The following is a 22292-nucleotide window of genomic DNA, read 5'->3' on the forward strand; positions in this document are numbered from 1 at the left end:
GTCAGTCCTTCTTTCCACGGGTGCTGCGCTTGCTTCGACGGGCCCCCGGGACCGTGCGGCCCACGATCACCGTACGCCGCTGGTCCCCGGGTGCCTCGCCCTCGCGGCGGCCGCCCATGGCCCGGCGTACTCCGTAGCCGAAGGCGGCGACCTTGACGAGGGGGCCGCCGAAGGTGGAGGCGACGGTGGTGGAGAGCGCCGAGGCGTTCGACGTGACTTCCTGGACGTCGGACGCGATGGCGTCGACCCGGTCGATCTGGGTCTGCGCGGAGCGGACGGCGATGGAGGCGTCGGCGAGGAGGGGGACGGCCTGGTCGGTCACGTCCGCGACGAGTTTGGTGGTCGCCTTGAGCGTCTGGGCCAGCCTCGCCAGCGCGACGGCGAGGAAGGAGACCAGGATCGCCCAGAAGACGGCCACCAGGATCCCGGCCACCTCTCCACCGGACACTGTGTGCCACCCGCTCCCTGAGACATGCCTGAACATCGAGAAGTCGTGTCCCGAGCCTATCGCGCCGGGGCGGTCACTCCGAACCGCATTAACGCCCACCCCAGAAGGCGAGAGCCCGCCGTCCCGCCCGCCGGAAGAGGCGGGAGGACGACGGGCTGACGCGTGGTCCGTACTACGTCCGTCGAAGGATCAACGGGCGTAGTACTCGACGACGAGCTGCTCGTCGCAGATGACCGGGACTTCCTTGCGGTTCGGCTCGCGGTCCAGGCGGAACGCCAGGGCCTTGAGGTTCACCTGGAGGTAGCGCGGGGTCTCACCGTCCGCGGCGAAGCCACCCTCGCGGGCGATCTCGAACAGCGGCTTCTGACGGCTGCGCTCACGGACCATGACGACGTCGTCCGGCTTGACGCGGAAGGACGGCTTGTCGACCTTCTGGCCGTTGACCTCGATGTGGCCGTGGACGACCATCTGGCGGGCCTGGTAGATCGTGCGGGCGATGCCCGAACGCAGGACCAGCGCGTCGAGACGGCGCTCGAGCTCGATGATCAGGGCCTCACCGGTCTTGCCCTGGACCTTGGAGGCACGCTCGTAGGCGCGGACGAGCTGGCGCTCGGACACGTCGTACTGCGCGCGCAGACGCTGCTTCTCCAGCAGACGGACCTTGTAGTCCGAGTTCTGCTTGCGGCCGCGGCCGTGCTCGCCCGGCGGGTAGGGACGGGCCTCGAAGTACTTGACGGCCTTCGGGGTCAGCGCGATGCCGAGGGCACGCGACTTCTTGACCTTGGGGCGGGACTGGTTCGCCACTGTTTTTCCTTTTCCTGTATTCGGCTGCCTCAGGGTTACGGGAGGTCGCATCCGCAGCCGGGGATTCCCGTGAGGTCCACGAGGGACTTCCGGGCAGCCGCTCCCTGGTCTGGGCACATACGTGCAGCACACGAACGGCCCACCGACCGGTCCCGGGAATCCGGGCGGTGGTGGGCGGCCCGCGACACCTACGACGGTGCGCGACGCTCCTGGATCCGAGGATCCGGCTGCATGTCCCGCCTGAGGCGCCGACCGGAGCCGGACACGGGACGCAGCACTGAAGGGCAGTCTACAGGGGGTTCAGGACTGCTTCCGACCGAGGTGCTTCCTGGTCCATTCCACGGCGTCCGCGTACCGGGCCTCGGCACCGTGGCGGGTCGGGGTGTAGTAGGCGCGGTCCTTCAGGGCGTCCGGCGCGTACTGCTGGGCGGCGATCCCTTCGGGCAGGTCGTGCGGGTAGACGTACCCCTGGGCGTGGCCGAGCTTGGCCGCGCCCTTGTAGTGGCCGTCCCGCAGGTGTGGCGGCACCGGCCCGGCCAGCCCCTTGCGGACGTCCTCCATGGCGGCGCCGATCGCGGTGGTCGCGGCGTTCGACTTGGGGGCGAGGGCCAGGGCGATGGTGGCGTGGCTGAGGGTGAGCGCCGCCTCCGGGAAGCCGATCATGGCGACGGCCTGCGCGGCGGCGACGGCTATGGGCAGGGCGTTCGGGTCGGCGAGGCCGATGTCCTCGCTGGCGGAGATCATCAGGCGGCGGGCGATGAAGCGGGGGTCCTCGCCGGCCTCGATCATGCGGGCCAGGTAGTGCAGCGCGGCGTCGACGTCGGAGCCGCGGATGGACTTGATGAGGGCGCTGGCCACGTCGTAGTGCTGGTCGCCGTCGCGGTCGTACTTCACGGCGGCCCGGTCGACGGTCTCCTCCAGGGTCGTCAGGCCGATCTCCCCCTCCCCCTTGTCGAGGGCGGCGCCGGCCGCGGCCTCCAGGGCGGTCAGCGCGCGCCGGGCGTCGCCGCCGGCGATGCGCAGGAGGTGGGCCTCGGTGTCCTCGGGGAGGGTGACGGCGCCCTTGAGGCCGCGTTCGTCGGTGAGGGCCCGCTGGAGCAGGCCGCGTACGTCGTCGTCGGTGAGGGGTTCGAGGGTGAGGAGCAGGGAGCGGGACAGCAGGGGGGAAATCACCGAGAAGTACGGGTTCTCCGTGGTCGCGGCGATCAGGGTGACCCAGCGGTTCTCGACGGCCGGGAGCAGGGAGTCCTGCTGGGCCTTGCTGAAGCGGTGGATCTCGTCGAGGAAGAGGACGGTCTCCTTGCCGAAGCCGCCGGTGGCGCGGCGGGCGCCGTCGATGACCGCGCGGACCTCCTTGACGCCGGCGGTGATCGCGGAGAGCTCCACGAAACGCTTGTTGGTGGCCTTGGAGACGACGTATGCGAGGGTCGTCTTGCCCGTGCCGGGCGGGCCCCAGAGGATCACGGAGGAGGGGCCGGCGGGGCCGCCGCCGGACTCGCCGACCAGTCTGCGCAGCGGCGAGCCGGGCTTCAGCAGATGCTGCTGGCCCACGACCTCGTCGAGGGTGCGCGGACGCATCCGTACGGCCAGGGGGCTGGCGGCCGGGTCCTTCTCCTGGCGTTCTTCGGCGGCGGCGGTGAACAGATCGGGCTCCACACTTCCGGAGCCTACGTCAGAGGTACGACAGTCCCCGCCGCGACGGGTCAGGCCCAGAGGTTGGCGCCCCAGCGGGTCAGGATCAGCATGCCGATGATGCCGACGTGGGTGACCGGCAGGACCCAGGTGAACTCAGCGAGGAACCGCTTCAGCCAGCCGGGGGCGGTAAGGAGGTCGTTGCGGACGTTGAACGAGGTGACGTACCAGAACATGATGATCGTCGCGACCCAGGCCAGCGAGCACCACAGGCACAGCGCGTTGATCCGGTACAGGGACTGGAACTGCAGCCAGGTGCAGAAGACGACGCCGAAGAGGGTGCCGCCGTTGAGGGTCAGCCAGTACCAACGGGGGAAGCGGGCGCGGGCGAGCAGGCTCATGCCCACGCAGATGACGATGCCGTACGCGACGAGGCCGAGCATCGGGTTGGGGAAGCCGAAGACGGAGGCCTGCTTGCTCTCCATGACGCTGCCGCAGGAGACGACCGGGTTCAGGCTGCACCCGGGTGTGAAGGTCTCGCCGGCGACCTTGGCTTCCAGGATCTTGAACTTGTCGATCGTGATGACCCAGGCGGCGAGCAGTCCGGCCGCGCCGGTGAGCAGCAGAAGGACCGCGAAGGCACGACTGGCGCCCACCGTGCGCGGGGGGTCGTCGTGTTCCGGTTCCATGGAGACGTCCCTGACTGTCGTCTTGCTCATCGCGTCGTATCCGTAGCTTCCGAAGGGCCTTTGGGGCACGGTCATTGTGTCGTACACCCTCGCGCGTCCACCGTTCGCTGGACGTAAATGTCGCCCCCGTCGCCCTGATCGGGCGACGGGGGCGGCACGGGCTTGACCACTCAGCCCAGTCGGGCTTCCAGCTCGGCCACGATCTCGTTCACGCCGATCGCCACCTGCTCGCCGGACTCCATGTCCTTGAGCTGCACGACGCCTTCGGCGAGGTCCCGCTCGCCCGCGACGATCGCGTAGCGGGCGCCGCTCCGGTTGGCGTTCTTCATCGCGCCCTTGAGCCCCTTCCCGCCGTACGAGAAGTCGGCCGCGATGCCCACCTTGCGCAACTCGGTGACCTTGGCGAACAGGACCCTGCGGGCCTCCTCGCCGAGCGGGACGGCGAACACGCTGGTGGAGGCGGGGAGTTCGAGTTCGACGCCCTCCGCTTCCAGGGCGAGGACCGTGCGGTCGACACCGAGGGCCCAGCCCACGGACGGCAGCGCGGGGCCGCCGATCATCTCGGAGAGACCGTCGTAGCGGCCACCGCCGCCCACCGCGGACTGGGAGCCCAGTCCGTCGTGGACGAACTCGAAGGTCGTCCGCGTGTAGTAGTCCAGGCCGCGGACGAGCTTCGGGTCGTCCTCGAAGGAGACGCCCGCCGCCGTGATCAGCTCGCGCACCTCCTCGTGGTACGCCTTGCAGGTGTCGCACAGGTAGTCACGCAGCAGCGGGGCGTCACCGAGCTGCTTCTGCACCGACTCGCGCTTGTCGTCGAGGACGCGGAGCGGGTTGATGTCCGCGCGGCGCAGCGTGTCCTCGTCGAGGTCCAGGCCGCGCAAAAACTCCTGGAGTGCGGCCCGGTAGACGGGACGGCACTCCTTGTCGCCGAGGCTGTTGAGCAGGATGCGGAAGTTCTGGAGGCCCAGCGAGCGGTACGCCTGGTCGGCCAGGATGATCAGCTCGGCGTCCAGCGCCGGGTCCTCGGCACCGATGGCCTCGGCACCGACCTGGGAGAAGTGGCGGTAGCGGCCGGCCTGCGGGTTCTCGTAGCGGTAGTACGAACCCGAGTACCAGAGCTTGACGGGAAGGTTGCCCTGACGGTGGAGGTTCGCCTCCAGGGTGGCGCGCAGGACGGAGGCGGTGCCCTCGGGGCGCAGGGCCAGCCGGTCTCCGCCCTTCGTCTCGAAGGCGTACATCTCCTTGGTCACGATGTCGGTCGACTCGCCTACACCGCGGGCGAACAGCTCCACGTTCTCGAAGCCGGGCGTCTCGACGTAGCCGTACCCGGAATTGCGCAGGGGCCCGGCGATGGCCTCTCGCACCGCGAGGAACTTGGCGGAGCGGGGCGGCAGCAGGTCGTACGTGCCCTTGGGGGCCTGGAAGGTACTCACGGAAGGTCTCTCGTCACATTCCTCGTCGGGGAGGGGTCGTCGGACCCGATCCCTGGCCGCCGGCCGCCACCTGCCGCAGATACGGGTTGGTGGCGCGCTCCTGGCCGATGGTCGTCTGGGGGCCGTGGCCGGACAGCACCACGGTCGAGTCGTCGAGCGGCAGGCACACGCGGGCCAGCGAGTCGAGCATCTCGGCCATGTCACCGCCGGGCAGGTCGGTGCGTCCGATGGAGCCGGCGAAGAGCAGATCCCCGGAGAAGAACACGGAGGGGATCTCCGTGTTCTCGGGCATCCGGAAGGTCACCGACCCCTTGGTATGGCCGGGCGCGTGCGCGACGGACAGCTCCAGACCGGCCAGCTCCAGCTTCGAACCGTCGGTCAGCTCCTTGACGTCGCCGGGCTCTCCGATGGTCAGCTCGCCCATGAGCGGCATGCCGATGGAGCGGCCGAGCGCCTTCTCGGGGTCGCTCATCATGTACCGGTCCTCGGGGTGGATCCACGCCGGTACGTCGTGCGCGCCGCACACCGGGACGACCGAGGCCACATGGTCGAGGTGGCCGTGGGTGAGGACGACGGCGACGGGCTTGAGCCGATGCTTCTTCAGCGTCTCCTCGACTCCCTGGGTGGCCTGGTGGCCCGGGTCGATGATCACGCACTCCTCACCGGCGGCGGGGGCGACCAGATAACAGTTGGTCCCCCAGGCCCCGGCGGGGAACCCGGCAATGAGCACGATCGTCCTTCTTGTGTCGTACGAGGGGTGGGTTGCTGTGGATCAGAGCCTACCGGCGCTGCCGTTTCCTCAGCGAACCCATATACGGTACGGGTCACACACAATCAGTCGGCTCACGAGACGCGCGACGCACCCGTCGACGTACGAGACGCATAGGGAGAGAACCCGGTGGTCAGCCAGGAGCAGCGGCGGCGTCAGCTCGCCCGGGAGAAGTTCTTGCGGCAGCAGCAGCGGCGTACCCAGGCCCGGCGCAAGGCACATGTCCGCAACGCCGTGATCGCCTCGGTTCTCGGCGTGATCCTGGTCGGCAGCCTCGCGCTGTACACGACCGGGGTCCTGAAGGACGACGGCAAGAAGGAGAACGCGAGCTCGGAGGTGTCGCCCAGCCCCAAGCCCAGCAAGGCGCCGGATCCGTGCGAGAAGCCGGCCGCGGGCAAGGTGAAGGAACTCACCTTCAAGAAGGAACCCGCGATCACCATCGACAAGGCCGCGAAGTACACGATGGACCTGCAGACGACCTGCGGTTCCATCGGCATAACGATGGACGCGGCGAAGGCCCCGCACACCGTCAACTCGTTCGACTTCCTGGTGAACAAGGGCTACTTGGACCACACCAAGTGCCACCGTCTCACCACGCAGGGCATCTACGTGCTCCAGTGCGGTGACCCGAAGGGCACCGGCATGGGCGGCCCCGGCTACACGATCCCCGACGAGAACCTCAAGGACTCGCGTCTGAAGGGCGATGTGTACCCGGCGGGCACGGTCGCCATGGCGAACCAGTTCAACGCTCAGACCGGTCAGGGCAAGAACAGCGGCGGCAGCCAATTCTTCCTGGTGTTCCAGGACAGCCCGCTGCCGGCCAACTACACCCCGTTCGGCACGGTCACCAAGGACGGCATGAAGGTCCTGAAGAAGATCGCCGACGCGGGTGAGAACACGGGCATGGGTGATGGAACGCCCAACGCGACCGTGGTGATCAACAAGGCGACTGTCAAGAAGTCCTGACCGCGAACAGCGAAATTTCGGTCGCGCGGGATGCGGACAGGCAACCCGCCGGTCGCCTATGTTGGCCGTGACGAAACTGTGGACGATGCCCGGGGGTGCCAAGGCCCCCCGCAGGCATCATGTGGAGGAGGCGCTGTGAGCAGCGACCCGTGGGGCCGCGTCGACGAGACGGGGACCGTGTACGTGCGTACGGCCGACGGCGAGCAGGTCGTCGGTTCCTGGCAGGCCGGCTCCCCTGAGGAGGCGCTGGCCTACTTCGAGCGCAAGTACGAGGGCCTGGTCGTCGAAATCGGCCTCCTCGAGAAGCGGGTGAAGACCACCGACCTGTCGGCGAAGGACGCCCAGGCCGCGATCGACCACATTCGCGAGCAGGTGGACGCGCATCACGCGGTCGGTGACCTGGACGCGCTCAAGGTGCGGCTGGACAAGCTCGTCGAGACCGTCGAGGCGCGCCGTGAGGAGCGCAAGCAGCAGCGGGCGAAGCAGTCCGACGAGGCGCGGCACGCCAAGGAGGCGCTGGTCACCGAGGCGGAGGAGCTGGCGCAGTCGGACCAGTGGCGGTCGGCCGGTGAGCGGCTGCGCGCCCTGGTGGACACCTGGAAGGGCCTGCCGCGGCTCGACCGGAAGTCCGACGACGAGCTCTGGCACCGCTTCTCGCACGCCCGGTCGGCGTTCTCCAAGCGCCGCAAGGCCCACTTCGCGCAGCTCGACGCGCAGCGCGAGGAGGCCCGCAAGACGAAGGAGAAGCTGGTCGCCGAGGCCGAGGCGCTGTCGAACTCGACGGACTGGGGCCCCACCGCCGCGCGCTACCGCGAGCTGATGGCCGACTGGAAGGCGGCGGGCCGCGCCCAGCGCGAGCACGAGGACGACCTGTGGAACCGCTTCCGCGGTGCCCAGGACGTGTTCTTCGCCGCCCGCAGCTCGGTGTTCGCCGAGCGTGACGCCGAGCAGTCGGAGAACCTCAAGCTCAAGGAGGAGCTGGCCGGCGAGGCGGAGAAGATCCTTCCGGTGACGGACCTGAAGGCGGCCCGTGCGGCCTTCCGCTCCGTCAACGAGCGGTGGGAGGCCATCGGTCATGTGCCGCGCGACGCCCGCCCGAAGGTGGAGGGCCGGATGCACGCGGTCGAGCGGGCCATCCAGGAGGCCGAGGAAGCGGAGTGGCGCCGGACGAACCCGGAGGCCCGCGCCCGCGCGGCCGGTCTCACGGGCCAGCTCCAGGCCGCCGTGGACAAGCTGAAGGGCCAGATCGAGCAGGCCCGCGCCCAGGGCAACAACGCCAAGGCCGACAAGCTCCAGCGTGAGCTGGACGGCCGCCAGGCGCTGCTGGACCAGGCGCTGAAGGGTCTGCAGGAGTTCGGCGGCTGACACCGCGTGCTCAACGACGAGTGAGGGGCTCCCGTACGGTGCGTACGGGAGCCCCTCACTCGTTTCCGGTCGGCGGCCCGGGTCGGCTTCCGGTCCGCCCGGGTCAGCCGGGCCTGCGCGCCGACGTCACCCGGTAGACGTCGTAGACGCCTTCCACTCCCCTGACGGCCTTCAGGACGTGGCCCAGGTGCTTCGGGTCGCCCATCTCGAAGGTGAAGCGGGAGGTGGCGACGCGGTCGCGGGAGGTCTGGACGGCCGCCGACAGGATGTTGACGTGCTGGTCGGACAGGACGCGGGTGACGTCCGACAGCAGCCGGGAGCGGTCCAGGGCCTCGACCTGTATGGCGACGAGGAAGACCGAGGACTGGGTGGGCGCCCACTCGACCTCGAGGATGCGCTCGGGTTCCCGGGACAGCGACTCGACATTGACGCAGTCGTTGCGGTGGACCGAGACTCCGCTGCCCCGGGTGACGAAGCCGATGATCGGGTCGCCGGGGACGGGGGTGCAGCAGCGGGCCAGTTTGACCCAGACGTCGTCGACGCCCTTGACGACGACACCGGGGTCGTTGCTGGCGCGTCGCTTGCGGCGGCTGCGGGTGGGCGGTACCGACTCGTCGATCTCCTCGGTGGCCGCCTCCTCGCCGCCGAGGGCCTGGACGAGCTTCTGCACGACGCTCTGCGCGGAGACATGGCCCTCGCCTATGGCGGCGTACAGCGCGGAGATGTCCGGGTAGCGCATCTCGTGCGCGAGGGTGACCAGGGAGTCGCCGGTGAGGATGCGCTGGATCGGCAGGTTCTGCTTGCGCATGGCGCGGACGATGGCGTCCTTGCCCTGCTCGATGGCCTCGTCGCGACGCTCCTTGGAGAACCAGGCGCGGATCTTGTTGCGGGCGCGCGGCGACTTCACGAAGCCGAGCCAGTCGCGGGAGGGGCCCGCGCCGGCCGCCTTGGAGGTGAAGACCTCCACCAGGTCGCCGTTGTCGAGGGTGGATTCGAGGGGCACCAGGCGGCCGTTGACGCGGGCACCTATGGTGCGGTGGCCGACCTCGGTGTGCACCGCGTACGCGAAGTCGACGGGCGTGGCGCTGGCCGGCAGCGCTATGACGTCGCCCTTCGGGGTGAAGACGAAGACCTCGTTGCGGGACAGGTCGAAGCGCAGGGACTCCAGGAACTCTCCGGGGTCCTCGGTCTCCTTCTGCCAGTCCAGTAGCTGGCGCAGCCACGCCATGTCGTTGAGATGGTCGTCCTTGCCGGAGGTCCGAGGGGCGTCCGTGCGCACCTTGGAGGCGCCGGCGACGGCTTCCTGCTTGTACTTCCAGTGCGCGGCGATGCCGTACTCGGCGCGGCGGTGCATGTCGAACGTGCGGATCTGGAGTTCGACGGGCTTGCCGTTGGGCCCGATGACCGTCGTGTGCAGCGACTGGTACATGTTGAACTTGGGCATCGCGATGTAGTCCTTGAACCGCCCCGGAACCGGGTTCCAGCGGGCGTGGACGGTGCCCAGGGCCGCGTAGCAGTCGCGGACGGTGTCCACCAGGACGCGGATGCCGACCAGGTCGTAGATCTCCGCGAAGTCGCGGCCGCGGACGATCATCTTCTGGTAGACGCTGTAGTAGTGCTTCGGGCGGCCGGTGACGGTCGCCTTGATACGGGCCGCGCGCAGGTCCTGCTGCACCTCGTCGGTCACTATGGCGAGGTACTCGTCGCGCTTGGGGGCCCGCTCGGCGACGAGGCGGACGATCTCGTCGTACATCTTGGGGTAGAGGATCGCGAAGGCGAGGTCCTCCAGCTCCCACTTGATGGTGTTCATGCCCAGGCGGTGGGCGAGCGGCGCGTAGATCTCCAGGGTCTCGCGCGCCTTCTTCTCCTGTTTCTCGCGCTTGAGGTAGCGCATGGTGCGCATGTTGTGCAGGCGGTCGGCGAGCTTGATGACCAGGACACGGGGGTCCTTGGCCATGGCGACGACCATCTTGCGCACGGTCTCGGCCTGGGCGGCCTCACCGAACTTGACCTTGTCCAGCTTGGTGACGCCGTCGACGAGGAGGGCGACGGAGTCGCCGAAGTCGCGGCGGAGCTGGTCGAGGCCGTACTCGGTGTCCTCGACCGTGTCGTGGAGCAGGCCCGCCATCAAGGTGGCCGGATCCATGCCCAGCTCGGCGAGGATCGTGGTCACCGCGAGGGGGTGGGTGATGTACGGGTCGCCGCTCTTGCGCTTCTGGCCCCGGTGCCAGCGCTCGGCGACCTGGTAGGCCTTCTCGATCTGGCGGAGCGTCGACGTCTCGATCTTCGGGTCGTTGCTGCGCACGATCCGCAGCAGCGGCTCCAGGACCGGGTTGTACGGGTTGGAGCGCTGCACGCCGAGCCGGGCGAGCCGGGCGCGGACGCGGTTGGAGGAGCCGGAGCGGGCGGGCTGGCCCGGGGCGGCGGACCGGGCCGGGGGCGCCGGGGCTGACGCAGGGCGCTCGGGCACCGGGTCCGCCCCGGTCCGGCCGGAGTCGGCGGCGGGGGCGGGCTTGGGGCGCGACGGCTCGGCGGCCTTGTCGGCGGGCGCGGACTGGGCGTGCTCGACGGAGCCCTGCGCGGGGTTCTTCGCCTGCGTCGCGTTCTGCGCGGGCTTGGCCGCGGGGCCCGAGGCGGACTCGGGCTTGGCGGCGGTCAGGTGCTGGGCCTCGTCTGCCAAGAGGGCTCCTCGTGCGCGATCCGGGTCCCCCGGTCAGGCTCCGGAGCACCCATGGTAGCGATCCTGCGTCCCGGGATCGCCTTCAGGCCACTGTGAGGGCCGTCTACCCGTGAAACGCGAGAGGCGGGCACCGGATTCCTCCGGGCCCGCCTCGGGGTGCGTGTAGTGGTCAGTTACCGCACGTCAGGCATCAGCGCCACTTGAGCAGCGAGGCTCCCTTGATCTGGATCTCACGGTCCGCCGCGACATTGCCCCAGGGGACGTTCTTGATGAAGCCGGACTTGCCGCAGCCGGCGTTGTACCACTTGGTCTTGAAGCCCTTCGGGCCGCCCTTGACGAAGCCCTTCACCTTGATGCAGGGCGTGCCGCGCTCGGCGGCCCAGCGGTAGGTGACCTTCAGACCCGGTCGGCCGAGGATGGCGCAGCCGTACTTGGACTTGCTCCACTTGCCCGGGATGCCGACGGCGTTCTTCCAGCTGGTGCAGGGGTTCGCCTTGAGGGCGACGGTCGTGACGGTGGTGTCGGCCGCCTTGGGTGCGGCGCCGGCCGGGGCGGCCGCGGCGGACAGGGCCGCGACGGACGCCACGGCGATGGCGCCGGACGCGAACTTGCGCGTGATGGTCATACTTTTCCTCCCGTTTTCTCCCCTTCCGGGGAGTTCGGGATCGATCTTGGCAGGAGCGATCATGCAAATCCAACCGCATTGAGCAAGATCTGAGCTTTCGCCAGAGGTTTCTTGTGTTCCGCAATTACGTATGGCGAACATGTGAACCACAAGCAAAGAACGTGTACGCGGCGGGTGGCGAACGTCCACACACGGAACGGGCGCCCCGGGGACGAATCCCGGGGCGCCCGTTCCGTGTGGTCGCGCGAACCGTCTCAGACGGTGATCAGCGCCTCCAGCGGCGCTCCGCCGAGCGCCGACTCCAGACGCTGCCGTCCGGCCAGGAACGCCAGTTCCATCAGCACCGCGACGCCGGCCACATCGGCGCCCGCGCGGCGGATCAGCTGAAGGGAGGCCTCGGCGGTGCCACCGGTGGCGAGGACGTCGTCGATGACCATGACGCGGTCACCCACGACGAGGTCCTCGGCGTGCACCTCGATCTCGGCGGAGCCGTACTCCAGCTCGTACGCCTGGCTGAGCGTCGCTCCGGGGAGCTTGCCCGCCTTGCGTACGGGGATGAAGCCGACGCCGGCCCGGACCGCGGCCGGGGCGCCCAGGATGAAGCCGCGGGCCTCCAGGCCGACGATCTTCGTGGCACCGTGCCGCACGGTGACCTCGGCCAGCGCGTCCGTCAGCGCGGTGAACGCCGCCGGGTCGGCCAGCAGCGGGGTGATGTCCTTGAACATCACCCCCGGCTCCGGGTAGTCCGCGACATCACGGATGCGGCTGAGCAGCAGTTCCTTGACGTCGGTCATCGCCGCTTACCGCCCCGGCCCCGGCTGCGGGCCCCGGACTGGGAGCGCGGCCCGACCACGGCGGGCGTCGCGTCCTCGTGCTGGTCCCCGTGAGGGCCGTCGGCGGCCGTCTCCACCGTCTGCTCGGCCTGGGCGCGCTTGGCGAGGACCCGCTTCTTCAGGGCCTTCATCTGCGGCTCGCGCTCCTTGAGGTCGGCGACGAGCGGCGTGGCGATGAAGATCGAGGAGTACGCACCGGCCGCGAGACCGACGAACAGCGACAGCGAGATGTCGTTGAGCATGCCCGCGCCGAGGACACCGCCACCGATGAAGAGCAGACCGGCGACCGGCAGCAGCGCGACCACCGTGGTGTTGATGGACCGCACCAGGGTGCTGTTGATCGAGCGGTTGGCGATGTCGCTGTAGGTCCAGCGGGTCTGCTTGGTGATGTCCTTCGTCTGCTCCTTGAGGCTGTCGAAGACGACGACCGTGTCGTAGAGCGAGTAGCCGAGGATGGTCAGCAGACCGATCACCGTACCCGGCGTCACCTCGAAGCCGACGAGGGCGTAGATGCCGACGGTGATGGTGATGTCGTGGATCAGGGCGACGAACGCGGCGACGGCCATGCGCCACTCGAACGCGATCGCCAGGTAGATCACCACGAGGACCAGGAAGATGGCGAGGCCCTGCCATGCCTTGTTGGCAATCTGGTCACCCCAGCTGGGGCCGACCAGCTCCGCGCTGATCTTGTCCGGGTCGAGCTTGAGGTCCTCGGCGATGTCCTGCTTGATCCGGTCGGCCTGGCCGGTGTCCACACCGGAGACCTGGATCCGCAGCGCACCGGTGCCGAGGCCCTGCACGATCGCGTCGTGGCCGGACGCCTTCTCCGCGACCTCCTCGGCCTGGGTGGAGGAGACGCTGGTCTTCGGGGTGGTGAAGACGGCACCGCCCTGGAACTCGATGCCCATGTTCATGCCGCGCACCGCCAGGCCGAGGATGGCCGTGATGGTGATCAGGATGGAGACCGCGTACCAGATCTTGCGGTTGCCGACGAAGTCGTAGCCGACCTCGCCGCGGTGGAGTCGTGCTCCGAGGTCACCGAGCTTGGACATCTCAGGCCTCCTTCGGGTCGGCGGGGGCGGGACGACGCGTGCGGCGCAGCGGGGGCTGCACACCCAGGCTCTTCGGGTCGAGGCCGGACCAGCGGTGGCCGCCTGCGAAGAACTTCCTGCGGGCCATCAGCGTCAGCAACGGCTTGGTGAAGAAGAACACCACGACGACGTCGAGCAGGGTGGTCAGGCCGAGCGTGAACGCGAAGCCCTGGACCTTGCCGACGGTGACCACGAAGAGCACCGCAGCGGCGAGGAACGACACGAAGTCGGAGACCAGGATGGTGCGTCGGGCACGCGGCCAGGCGCGCTCGACGGCCGGACGGAGCGTACGGCCCTCGCGGATCTCGTCCCGGACGCGTTCGAAGTACACGATGAACGAGTCCGCCGTGATACCGATCGCGACGATCGCACCGCACACCGCCGGCAGGTTCAGCGCGAAGTTGATGGCCGGCCCGAGCAACGACATGATCACGTAGGTGAGCGCCGCGGAGACCAGCAGCGAGGCGATCGCGATGAACGACAGGCCGCGGTAGTACACGAGCAGGTAGATCACGACCAGGGCGAGCCCGATGGCGCCGGCGACCAGACCCGCGTGCAGCTGCTCACCACCGAGCGCGGCGTCCACCGTGGTGACGCTGGACTCCTTGAAGGTCAGCGGGAGCGCGCCGTACGACAGCATGTTGGAGAGGTTCTGGGCCTCTTCCTGGGTGAAGCTGCCGGAGATCTCGGCCTTGCCACCGGAGATCGGGCCGTTCACCTCGGGGTGCGAGACCACCTCGGAGTCCAGGACGATCGCGAACTGGTTCTGCGGGGAGGGCTGGCCGGCGAGCTTGGTGGTGACGTCGAGGAACTTCTTGCTGCCCTGGGAGTCGAAGTCCATGACGACCTTCCACCCACCCGCGTTCTGGGTGTCCAGGATCGCCTGCGCCTTGGTGATCTCCGTGCCGTCGACGCCGACCGGGCCGAGCAGGAACTTGCTCCAGACCTTCGGGGCTTCCTCACCGCAGGCGATGATGGGCTGGTCGTTCTTGCCCTTGCCGACCGCGGCCCGCTGCTTCGGGTCGCTGCAGTCGAGCTTCGCGAACGCGTCGTCCAGGTCCTTGGTGGCCTGGTCACCGCTCGGGGTGGGGGTCGGCGAAGCCTTGTCGGAGGCCTTCGGGGAGCCGGAGCCGCTCGGGGTCGGCGTCGGGTCGGCCTTCAGCGCGTCGGTGACGGCGCGGCCCTGCGAGGTCGCGGAGCCCGTGGGGCTCGGGGACTCGGGCGACGTCGCCTTGTCGGTGCCCTTGTCCGCGTTCTTGTCGCCGGACTTCGACGGGCTGGGCGAGGCGCTGCCGCTGGCGTCACCGCTCGGCGGGGTGGTCGGGAGGGCCGCGGCGCCGCTGCCCTCGACCTTCACGACGGGGCGGAAGTAGAGCTTCGCGGTGGTGCCGACCTGGTCCCGGGCTTCCTCGGAGTCCGTGCCCTTGGGGATGTTGACAATGATGTTCTCATTGCCCTGGGTCTGCACTTCCGCCTCGGAGACGCCCAGACCGTTGACACGGCGGTTCATGATCTCGACCGCGGTGTCCATGTTGGTCTTGTTGATCGCGTTGGGCTGGCCGGGCTCGTTGATCGCCGTCAGCGTGATGCTCGTACCACCGGCGAGGTCGATGCCGAGACGCGGCTTGGTGTGTCCGGAGGCAAACATTCCCCCAGTGAGCGCCACGATGGCGATCAGGATGAGGGCCAGCGCGCGCCCAGGCTTGCTCTGGGTGCTGGCGCTCCGGCCCTTCTTCGGTGCTGCCACCTTCTCGTACTCCCTCTCGGGCCGCCGTGCGCGGGGTCAGCGCGGGGGCGGCCATGACTGGTGTCGGGAATCCGGGCGAGAACGGCACGTGCCCGGGGCGCGGGCGGTTGTCGCCCGTGCTCCCGGGACGTGACTACTTCGCGTCGGACTCGCCGTCTGTCTTCTTCGGCTCTGCTTCGTCGGCCTTCGCCTCGACGGCCTCGTCGGTCGCGTCGTCGGACACGTCCTTCTTGCCGAGGTCGATGGGCTTGTCGTCGGAAGCGGCGGAAGCGTCGTCGGAGGGCTCGTCGGTCTCGGTGAGGGAGGAGGCGTCGTCCGGGACGACGTCGGACTTCAGGTCGTGCTCGATGCCGTGGACGATGCGGTTGTACTCCTCGTCGCTGAGGACGGCACCGATGGCGTTCTTCGCGAACAGCAGCTCGACGCCCGGCCCGGCGTCGAGGAGGACCGTGTCCTCGCTGACCTCCTTGACCGTCGCGTACATGCCCCCGATCGTGCGGACGCCGGAACCGGGCTGCATCTGGTTCCGCATGTCGACGGCCTGCTGCTGCTTCTTCTTGGCCGATCGGGTCATCAGGATCATGGCCCCGATGAGCACGATGAACGGGAGGAGGGTCACGAGACTCACGGGTCGGAACTTCCTTCACACGACCGCGATGGCGAGCGGCCTGATGGTTGGGGGTATGTGTGCTGCCGACAAGGGCGGCATCGGCGGAGTCTAAGCGAGTCCACCGTGATGGAACAACGCACAGCATGTCACCGTGGTTCCTTGCCGGGCGAGTACCGCGCCGTCACGAGAGGGTCACGCCCCGAACAGGTCCTGTTGTCCGTTTCCGCCGGTCGTGCCGCGTGGCGGGGTGAGTCCGAGGTGGGTCCAGGCGGCGGGGGTGGCGACCCGTCCGCGGGGGGTCCGGGCGAGCAGTCCCTCGCGGACGAGGAAGGGTTCGGCGACCTCTTCGACGGTCTCGCGCTCCTCCCCCACGGCGACGGCGAGGGTGGACAGGCCGACCGGTCCGCCGCCGAAGAGTTTGAGCAGGGCCTGAAGGACACCGCGATCGAGACGGTCGAGGCCGCGGGCGTCGACCTCGTAGACGGCGAGGGCCGCGGCGGCGATGTCGCGCGTGATGATCCCGTCCGCCTTGACCTGCGCGTAGTCGCGGACGCGGCGCAGCAGGCGGTTGGCGATACGGGGCGTACCGCGGGAGCGGCCGGCGATCTCGGCGGCGCCCTCCGGGTTGATCTCCACATCGAGGAGGTTCGCCGAGCGGTGGATGACCCGTTCCAACTCGGCGGGTTCGTAGAACTCCATGTGCGCGGTGAAGCCGAAGCGGTCGCGCAGCGGCGGCGGCAGCAGTCCCGCGCGGGTGGTGGCGCCGACCAGCGTGAACGGGGGGAGTTCCAGCGGGATGGCGGTGGCGCCGGGGCCCTTGCCGACGATGACGTCGACCCGGAAGTCCTCCATCGCCATGTACAGCATCTCCTCGGCGGGCCGGGACATGCGGTGGATCTCGTCGAGGAAGAGGACCTCGCCCTCCTGGAGGGAGGAGAGGATCGCGGCCAGGTCGCCCGCGTGCTGGATGGCAGGGCCGGAGGTGATGCGGATGGGGGCGCCCATCTCGGCCGCGATGATCATGGAGAGGGTGGTCTTGCCGAGGCCCGGGGCGCCGGAGAGCAGGACGTGGTCGGCCGTCGCCCCGCGTGCGCGTGCGGCCCGCAGGACGAGGTCGAGTTGTTCGCGGACCTTCTCCTGGCCGATGAACTCGTCCAGGTCCTTGGGGCGTAGGGCCGCCTCGACGGCCTGGTCCTCACGGTCGGCGACAGAACCCACCAGCCGCTCGGGGGCTGTCGCGTCGGTCGTGTCGTCCCAGTTCATCTGCTGTGCCTCGCGGGTCGCGGTCGGGTGGAGGGGCGGTGGTGAGGGAGTCGTGGGGGCCGGGCCCGTGTACGGTGCGCGGCCTCAACGACTCGGTCAGCGGGCTCTGTTCAGGGTCTGGAGGGCGGCCTTCAGCAACTGGCCCACCTGCGGGGTGCCTTCGGCGGCCTCGGCCTGGGGGGCGACGGCCGACACTGCCTCGTCGGCCTCACGGGTCGCGTAGCCGAGGCCGATCAGGGCCGCGTGCAGCTGGTCGCGCCAGCCCTGGGTGACCGGGGCGCCGATCGCGGGGGCGCCGATGGGCTCGCCGAGGCGGTCCTTCAGTTCCAACAGCAGTTTCTGGGCGCCCTTCTTGCCGATGCCGGGGACGGCGATCAGCGCCTTCTCGTCTCCGGTCGACACGGCTCGGCGCAGGCCGTCGGGGGTGTGCACGGCCAGCATCGCCTGGGCAAGGCGGGGGCCGACGCCGCTCGCGGTCTGGAGCAGTTCGAAGACCTGGCGCTCGTCGTCGTCGACGAAGCCGTAGAGGGTGAGGGAGTCCTCGCGGACGACGAGGGAGGTGGCGAGCTTGGCCGGCTGGCCGAGGCGCAGGGTGGAGAGGGTGTTGGGCGTGCACTGGACGGCCATGCCGACGCCGCCGACCTCGACCACCGCGGTGTCGGGAGCGAGGGCGGCGATCGTGCCGCTGACGAAGGCGATCATGCCGTACGGCCTTTCCGTGCGTGCGGTGCTTGGGCTGCGTGCAGGGCGACGGCCTGCTGGAGGCGGTTCTGGGCGGGGGCCCGCCAGATGTGGCAGATGGCGAGGGCGAGGGCGTCGGCGGCATCCGCCGGCTTCGGGGGCGCGTCGAGCCGCAGCAGACGGGTGACCATGGCGCCGACCTGGGCCTTGTCGGCGCGGCCGCTGCCGGTGACGGCGGCCTTGACCTCGCTGGGGGTGTGCAGGGCGACCGGGATGCCGCGGCGGGCCGCGCACAGCATGGCGACGGCGCTGGCCTGGGCGGTGCCCATGACCGTGCGGACGTTGTGCTGGCTGAACACCCGCTCCACGGCGACGAATTCGGGGCGGTGCTCGTCGAGCCACTGCTCGATGCCCTGCTCCACGGCGACGAGGCGGTGGCCGAGGTCGGCGTCCGCCGGCGTACGGACGACACCGACGCCGAGCATGGTCAGCGGCCGTCCGGCGACGCCCTCCACGACCCCGACTCCGCAGCGGGTCAGCCCCGGGTCCACCCCCAGTACGCGCACGCGCCCCTCCCATCGATCACCTGTTTGTGCAGGCTATCGGGTGCCACTGACAACGGCCGACAACGCGACGGGCCGACGGGGTGTGTCCCGTCGGCCCGTGGGAGTCCGCTCGAACGTGGAGTCCGTCCGGCTCGCGGCGGTTACGCGTCGACCTTGGCCATCACGTCGTCGCTGACGTCGAAGTTCGCGAAGACGTTCTGGACGTCGTCGCTGTCCTCGAGGGCGTCGATCAGCTTGAAGATCTTCTTGGCGCCCTCCTCGTCCAGCTCGACCTGCATGGTCGGGACGAAGTTGGCCTCGGCGGAGTCGTAGTCGATCCCGGCGTCCTGGAGGGAGGTACGGACCGCGACCAGGTCGGTGGCCTCGCTGAGCACCTCGAAGGACTCGCCCAGGTCGTTGACCTCCTCGGCGCCCGCGTCGAGCACGACCTCCAGGACGTCGTCCTCGGACAGCTCGCCCTTGGGGACGATCACGACGCCCTTGCGGTTGAAGAGGTACGACACGGAACCCGGGTCGGCCATCGAGCCGCCGTTGCGGGTCATGGCGACGCGGACGTCGGAGGCGGCGCGGTTGCGGTTGTCGGTGAGGCACTCGATGAGCACCGCGACACCGTTCGGACCGTAGCCCTCGTACATGATCGTCTCGTAGTCGGCGCCACCGGCCTCGAGACCGCCGCCGCGCTTGATCGCGGAGTCGATGTTCTTGTTGGGAACCGACTGCTTCTTCGCCTTCTGCACGGCGTCGTAGAGCGTCGGGTTGCCCTCGAGGTCCACGCCGCCCATCCGGGCCGCGACTTCGATGTTCTTGATCAGCTTCGCGAAGAGCTTGCCGCGCTTGGCGTCGATCACGGCCTTCTTGTGCTTCGTCGTAGCCCATTTAGAGTGGCCGGACATCTGCCTGTCTCCTTCGCGTTACCCAACTCCGTACGAACCCCAGAGATCCTACAAGGATCCCGCCGCCCGGTTCGCGCGCACCATGTCGACAAAGAGGGCGTGCAGGCGGTGGTCGCCGGTCAGCTCCGGGTGGAACGACGTGGCCAGCGCGTTGCCCTGACGTACGGCGACGATGTGACCGTCGTGCTCGGCCAGCACTTCCGTCTGCGCGCCCACGGACTCCACCCAGGGGGCGCGGATGAAGACGCCCTCCACGGGAGCGCCCTCGACGCCCGTCACGTCGACCGCCGCCTCGAAGGACTCGTTCTGACGCCCGAAGGCGTTGCGGCGCACGATCATGTCGATGCCGCCGATGGTCTCCTGCCCCGAACGCGGGTCGAGGATCTTGTCGGCGAGCATGATCAGGCCGGCGCAGGTGCCGTACACGGGCAGTCCGGAGCGGACACGCGTGCGCAGGGGCTCCATGAGGCCGAAGAGAACGGCCAGCTTGGAGATGGTGGTGGACTCGCCGCCGGGGATGACGAGGCCGTCCACCTCGGCGAGTTCCTCGGGGCGCCGCACCGGCCTGGCCACGGCGTCCGCCGCGGCCAGGGCGATGAGGTGCTCCCGTACGTCACCCTGGAGGGCCAGGACGCCTATGACGGGGGTGTTGCTCATGGGTGCTTACCAGCCCCGGTTCGCGTAGCGCTCGGCCTCGGGGAGGGTGTCGCAGTTGATGCCGACCATGGCCTCGCCCAGGTTGCGGGAGGCGTCCGCGATGATCTTCGGGTCGTCGTAGAAGGTGGTGGCCTTCACGATGGCGGCGGCGCGCTTGGCCGGGTCACCCGACTTGAAGATGCCGGAGCCGACGAAGACGCCCTCGGCGCCCAGCTGGCGCATCAGCGCGGCGTCGGCGGGGGTGGCGACACCACCGGCGGAGAAGAGGACGACCGGGAGCTTGCCCAGCTCGGCGACCTCCTTGACCAGCTCGTACGGGGCGCGCAGCTCCTTGGCGGCGGCGTACAGCTCGTTGTTGTCGAAGCCGCGCAGCTTGGCGATCTCGTTCTTGATCTGGCGCAGGTGTCGCACGGCCTCGACGACGTTGCCGGTGCCGGCCTCGCCCTTGGAGCGGATCATGGCCGCGCCCTCGGCGATACGGCGCAGGGCCTCGCCGAGGTTGGTGGCGCCGCAGACGAAGGGGGTGGTGAACGCCCACTTGTCGGAGTGGTTGACCTCGTCGGCCGGGGTGAGGACCTCGGACTCGTCGATGTAGTCGACGCCGAGGGACTGCAGGACCTGGGCCTCGACGAAGTGGCCGATGCGGGACTTGGCCATGACCGGGATGGAGACGGCCTCGATGATGCCCTCGATCATGTCCGGGTCGGACATACGGGCGACGCCGCCGTCCTTGCGGATGTCGGCCGGGACCCGCTCCAGGGCCATGACCGCGACCGCGCCCGCGTCCTCGGCGATCTTCGCCTGCTCCGGGGTGACGACGTCCATGATCACACCGCCCTTGAGCTGCTCGGCCATGCCGCGCTTCACGCGGGCAGTGCCGGTCTCGGGGGTCTGGGCGGCGGAGTTGGGCAAGCTGGACACGGGTTCGACCTCGCTCGGTGGAAGAGGGTTTCTGCAATCACCGAGGAAACGGGAGAGGCACAGGCCACTGCAAGGGCCAATGGAGAGGCGGTGGATCGTTTTCCGGCCGCGGGGTCGGCCAGGGCGGGGGCGCGGAGCCGGTCGAGCGCCATACGCGGAGCAGCCCGGACGGTGTGCGCGGAGCCGGTCGAGCGCCGCACGCGGAGCCGCTCGGGCGGTGTGCGCGGAGCCGCTCGGGCGGTGTGCGCGGAGCCGCTCGGGGTGGGCCTGGATGTGCGGCGGGTGCGGCTGGACGCGTGGTTGTTCAGGCGGCGCCCTGCGCCTGTGACCAGCAGCGTTGCGGCCCTGGCTTGCCCTCGGCCCCCGTCGCCGTACCCGCGCCGCCGTCGTCAGGTCGTCGGTCGGTCGGCCAGGGCGGCCGGGGGCTCGTCGTCCATCTCGAAGGCCAGCGGGAAGGGCGCGTGGCCGGCGAGACGGAACCAGCGGACCTTGCGGTGGCGGCGCAGGGCGCGGGCCGCGCGCACGGCGTCGTTGTGGAAGCGGCGGGCCATGGGGACCCGGCGGACGGCCTGGGCCAGCTCGTTCGCGGCGTCCTCTCCTCCGGGCGCCTCCCGTACCGCCTCCACCTGCTGCGCCTCGCCGAACACGGCGCGCAGCGCCTGGCTCAGCTCGCTCTCGGCGACCTCGCGCTGCTCCTCCTCGGCCTGCCGCGCGGCGTGCGCCGCCTCGTAGAGCACGATGGAGGCGGCCGGGTCCAGCACCCCGGAGGTGGCCAGTTCCTGGGCGACCGAGGCACGGCGCAGCAACTGCGCGTCGAGCGCGGCACGGGCGGCGTCGATGCGCGCGTGCAGACGGTCGAGGCGCCCCGCCGTCCAGCTCAGGTAGAGGCCGATCGCGAAGAGGACGACCGCGATCCAGATGAGTGTCGAAGTCACGGGCCGCAAGGCTACCGGTGCCGAGCACGCCCGCCGGACCCACCCGAAGCCCGGCCGTCAGAGCCCCGGCCCGCACTGCCGCCGAGGCGGGCCTCCGCCCCGGCCCGCCCGAGGCCCGGCGTACGGGCACCAGCCCGTGCCGCCGCCGGGGCCGTCCGGCCAAGGGGCCCCCTCCTGGCCGCGGCACCGCGACTTCGCCCGCCGGGAGGGCTCGGCTGCCGGGCACGCCCGCCGGACCCACCCGAAGCCCGGCCGTCAGAGCCCCGGCCCGCACTGCCGCCGAGGCGGGCCTCCGCCCCGGCCCGCCCGAGGCCCGGCGTACGGGCACCAGCCCGTGCCGCCGCCGGGGCCGTCCGGCCAAGGGGCCCCCTCCTGGCCGCGGCACCGCGACTTCGCCCGCCGGGAGGGCTCGGCTGCCGGGCGCGCCCGCCGGACCCACCCGAAGCCCGGCCGTCAGAGCCCCGGCCCGCACTGCCGCCGAGGCGGGCCTCCGCCCCGGCCCGCCCGAGGCCCGGCGTACGGGCACCAGCCCGTGCCGCCGCCGGGGCCGTCCGGCCAAGGGGCCCCCTCCTGGCCGCGGCACCGCGACTTCGCCCGCCGGGAGGGCTCGGCTGCCGGGCGCGCCCGCCGGACCCACCCGAAGCCCGGCCGTCAGAGCCCCGGCCCGCACTGCCGCCGAGGCGG

The 22292-nt window shown here is 70.1% G+C and carries 21 protein-coding genes; 2 read left to right on the forward strand and 19 right to left on the reverse strand.

From position 1 onward, the window contains the following. Position 1: 1 nt before the first annotated feature. From M8J73_RS23410 to M8J73_RS23435, 6 genes are all read right to left on the reverse strand, one after another. A complete protein-coding gene (locus M8J73_RS23410) occupies positions 2-484 on the reverse strand; it encodes a DUF948 domain-containing protein (protein WP_107423905.1) in 483 nt (160 codons plus the stop codon). Positions 485-637: 153 nt separating this feature from the next. Continuing rightward, positions 638-1252: a 30S ribosomal protein S4 gene (gene rpsD, locus M8J73_RS23415; protein ID WP_055537226.1), complete on the reverse strand. Its 615-nt coding sequence runs from the start codon at positions 1250-1252 to the stop codon at positions 638-640. Positions 1253-1552: 300 nt separating this feature from the next. Further along, positions 1553-2908 (reverse strand): replication-associated recombination protein A, encoded by a 1356-nt coding sequence (locus M8J73_RS23420; RefSeq protein ID WP_055537225.1) that lies wholly within the window; start codon positions 2906-2908, stop codon positions 1553-1555. A 47-nt stretch (positions 2909-2955) separates the two neighbouring features. Further along, the gene (locus M8J73_RS23425) at positions 2956-3603 is read right to left on the reverse strand and encodes a vitamin K epoxide reductase family protein (protein ID WP_055537224.1); all 648 of its coding nucleotides are present in this window, start codon (positions 3601-3603) and stop codon (positions 2956-2958) included. Positions 3604-3743: 140 nt separating this feature from the next. After that, on the reverse strand, positions 3744-5006 hold the full coding sequence (gene hisS / locus M8J73_RS23430; RefSeq protein WP_055537223.1) for a histidine--tRNA ligase: 1263 nt from the start codon (positions 5004-5006) through the stop codon (positions 3744-3746). 13 nt (positions 5007-5019) lie between these two features. Beyond that, positions 5020-5736, reverse strand: a complete 717-nt coding sequence (locus M8J73_RS23435) for an MBL fold metallo-hydrolase (RefSeq protein WP_055537222.1) — start codon at positions 5734-5736, stop codon at positions 5020-5022. A gap of 168 nt (positions 5737-5904) precedes the next feature. Here M8J73_RS23435 and M8J73_RS23440 point away from each other — a divergent pair, with 168 nt between their 5' ends. Next, complete coding sequence (locus M8J73_RS23440; RefSeq protein ID WP_055537221.1) at positions 5905-6741, forward strand: peptidylprolyl isomerase; 837 nt, start codon at positions 5905-5907, stop codon at positions 6739-6741. 135 nt (positions 6742-6876) lie between these two features. Further along, positions 6877-8106, forward strand: coding sequence for a DUF349 domain-containing protein (locus M8J73_RS23445; protein WP_055537220.1), 1230 nt, complete (start codon positions 6877-6879; stop codon positions 8104-8106). A 103-nt stretch (positions 8107-8209) separates the two neighbouring features. Here the strand turns inward: M8J73_RS23445 and M8J73_RS23450 are convergent, their stop codons facing one another. From M8J73_RS23450 to M8J73_RS23510, 13 genes are all read right to left on the reverse strand, one after another. After that, positions 8210-10786 carry a RelA/SpoT family protein gene (locus M8J73_RS23450; RefSeq protein ID WP_249829016.1) on the reverse strand — a complete coding sequence of 859 codons (2577 nt, stop codon included), beginning with the start codon at positions 10784-10786 and terminating at the stop codon, positions 8210-8212. A 190-nt stretch (positions 10787-10976) separates the two neighbouring features. Then, positions 10977-11411: a hypothetical protein gene (locus tag M8J73_RS23455; protein WP_249829017.1), complete on the reverse strand. Its 435-nt coding sequence runs from the start codon at positions 11409-11411 to the stop codon at positions 10977-10979. Positions 11412-11665: 254 nt separating this feature from the next. Next, on the reverse strand, positions 11666-12205 hold the full coding sequence (locus M8J73_RS23460; RefSeq protein WP_055541095.1) for an adenine phosphoribosyltransferase: 540 nt from the start codon (positions 12203-12205) through the stop codon (positions 11666-11668). Further along, entirely contained in the window at positions 12202-13296 is a 1095-nt protein-coding gene (gene secF, locus M8J73_RS23465; protein ID WP_055541094.1) for a protein translocase subunit SecF, read from the reverse strand. Before secF ends, M8J73_RS23460 begins: the two co-directional genes overlap by 4 nt. 1 nt (position 13297) lies before the next feature. Beyond that, positions 13298-15082, reverse strand: coding sequence for a protein translocase subunit SecD (secD, locus tag M8J73_RS23470; protein ID WP_055541093.1), 1785 nt, complete (start codon positions 15080-15082; stop codon positions 13298-13300). A 133-nt stretch (positions 15083-15215) separates the two neighbouring features. Next, positions 15216-15710 carry a preprotein translocase subunit YajC gene (gene yajC / locus M8J73_RS23475; protein WP_055541092.1) on the reverse strand — a complete coding sequence of 165 codons (495 nt, stop codon included), beginning with the start codon at positions 15708-15710 and terminating at the stop codon, positions 15216-15218. Between the two features lie 174 nt (positions 15711-15884). Then, on the reverse strand, positions 15885-16955 hold the full coding sequence (gene ruvB / locus M8J73_RS23480) for a Holliday junction branch migration DNA helicase RuvB (protein ID WP_249829018.1): 1071 nt from the start codon (positions 16953-16955) through the stop codon (positions 15885-15887). Positions 16956-17051: 96 nt separating this feature from the next. Beyond that, the gene (gene ruvA, locus M8J73_RS23485; protein ID WP_055543405.1) at positions 17052-17657 is read right to left on the reverse strand and encodes a Holliday junction branch migration protein RuvA; all 606 of its coding nucleotides are present in this window, start codon (positions 17655-17657) and stop codon (positions 17052-17054) included. Beyond that, the gene (gene ruvC, locus M8J73_RS23490) at positions 17654-18202 is read right to left on the reverse strand and encodes a crossover junction endodeoxyribonuclease RuvC (protein WP_249829019.1); all 549 of its coding nucleotides are present in this window, start codon (positions 18200-18202) and stop codon (positions 17654-17656) included. Before ruvC ends, ruvA begins: the two co-directional genes overlap by 4 nt. A gap of 140 nt (positions 18203-18342) precedes the next feature. Beyond that, positions 18343-19095, reverse strand: coding sequence for a YebC/PmpR family DNA-binding transcriptional regulator (locus M8J73_RS23495; protein ID WP_055542644.1), 753 nt, complete (start codon positions 19093-19095; stop codon positions 18343-18345). Between the two features lie 48 nt (positions 19096-19143). After that, positions 19144-19752 (reverse strand): pyridoxal 5'-phosphate synthase glutaminase subunit PdxT, encoded by a 609-nt coding sequence (gene pdxT, locus M8J73_RS23500; protein WP_055542643.1) that lies wholly within the window; start codon positions 19750-19752, stop codon positions 19144-19146. Positions 19753-19758: 6 nt separating this feature from the next. Then, on the reverse strand, positions 19759-20664 hold the full coding sequence (gene pdxS / locus M8J73_RS23505; RefSeq protein ID WP_272170223.1) for a pyridoxal 5'-phosphate synthase lyase subunit PdxS: 906 nt from the start codon (positions 20662-20664) through the stop codon (positions 19759-19761). Between the two features lie 398 nt (positions 20665-21062). Beyond that, complete coding sequence (locus M8J73_RS23510) at positions 21063-21608, reverse strand: LemA family protein (RefSeq protein ID WP_055521858.1); 546 nt, start codon at positions 21606-21608, stop codon at positions 21063-21065. Between the last annotated feature and the right edge of the window lie 684 nt (positions 21609-22292).

The organism is Streptomyces neyagawaensis (assembly GCF_023516595.1).
Taxonomy (GTDB): domain Bacteria; phylum Actinomycetota; class Actinomycetes; order Streptomycetales; family Streptomycetaceae; genus Streptomyces; species Streptomyces neyagawaensis.

Coding starts and splice junctions, on each gene's coding strand:
- M8J73_RS23460 (WP_055541095.1), bottom strand. CDS start 12,205: ATGACCGACGTCAAGGAACTGCTGCTCAGCCGCATCCGTGATGTCGCG.
- ruvB (WP_249829018.1), bottom strand. CDS start 16,955: ATGAACTGGGACGACACGACCGACGCGACAGCCCCCGAGCGGCTGGTG.
- M8J73_RS23425 (WP_055537224.1), bottom strand. CDS start 3,603: ATGAGCAAGACGACAGTCAGGGACGTCTCCATGGAACCGGAACACGAC.
- secF (WP_055541094.1), bottom strand. CDS start 13,296: ATGTCCAAGCTCGGTGACCTCGGAGCACGACTCCACCGCGGCGAGGTC.
- M8J73_RS23495 (WP_055542644.1), bottom strand. CDS start 19,095: ATGTCCGGCCACTCTAAATGGGCTACGACGAAGCACAAGAAGGCCGTG.
- M8J73_RS23455 (WP_249829017.1), bottom strand. CDS start 11,411: ATGACCATCACGCGCAAGTTCGCGTCCGGCGCCATCGCCGTGGCGTCC.
- pdxT (WP_055542643.1), bottom strand. CDS start 19,752: ATGAGCAACACCCCCGTCATAGGCGTCCTGGCCCTCCAGGGTGACGTA.
- M8J73_RS23410 (WP_107423905.1), bottom strand. CDS start 484: ATGTTCAGGCATGTCTCAGGGAGCGGGTGGCACACAGTGTCCGGTGGA.
- ruvA (WP_055543405.1), bottom strand. CDS start 17,657: ATGATCGCCTTCGTCAGCGGCACGATCGCCGCCCTCGCTCCCGACACC.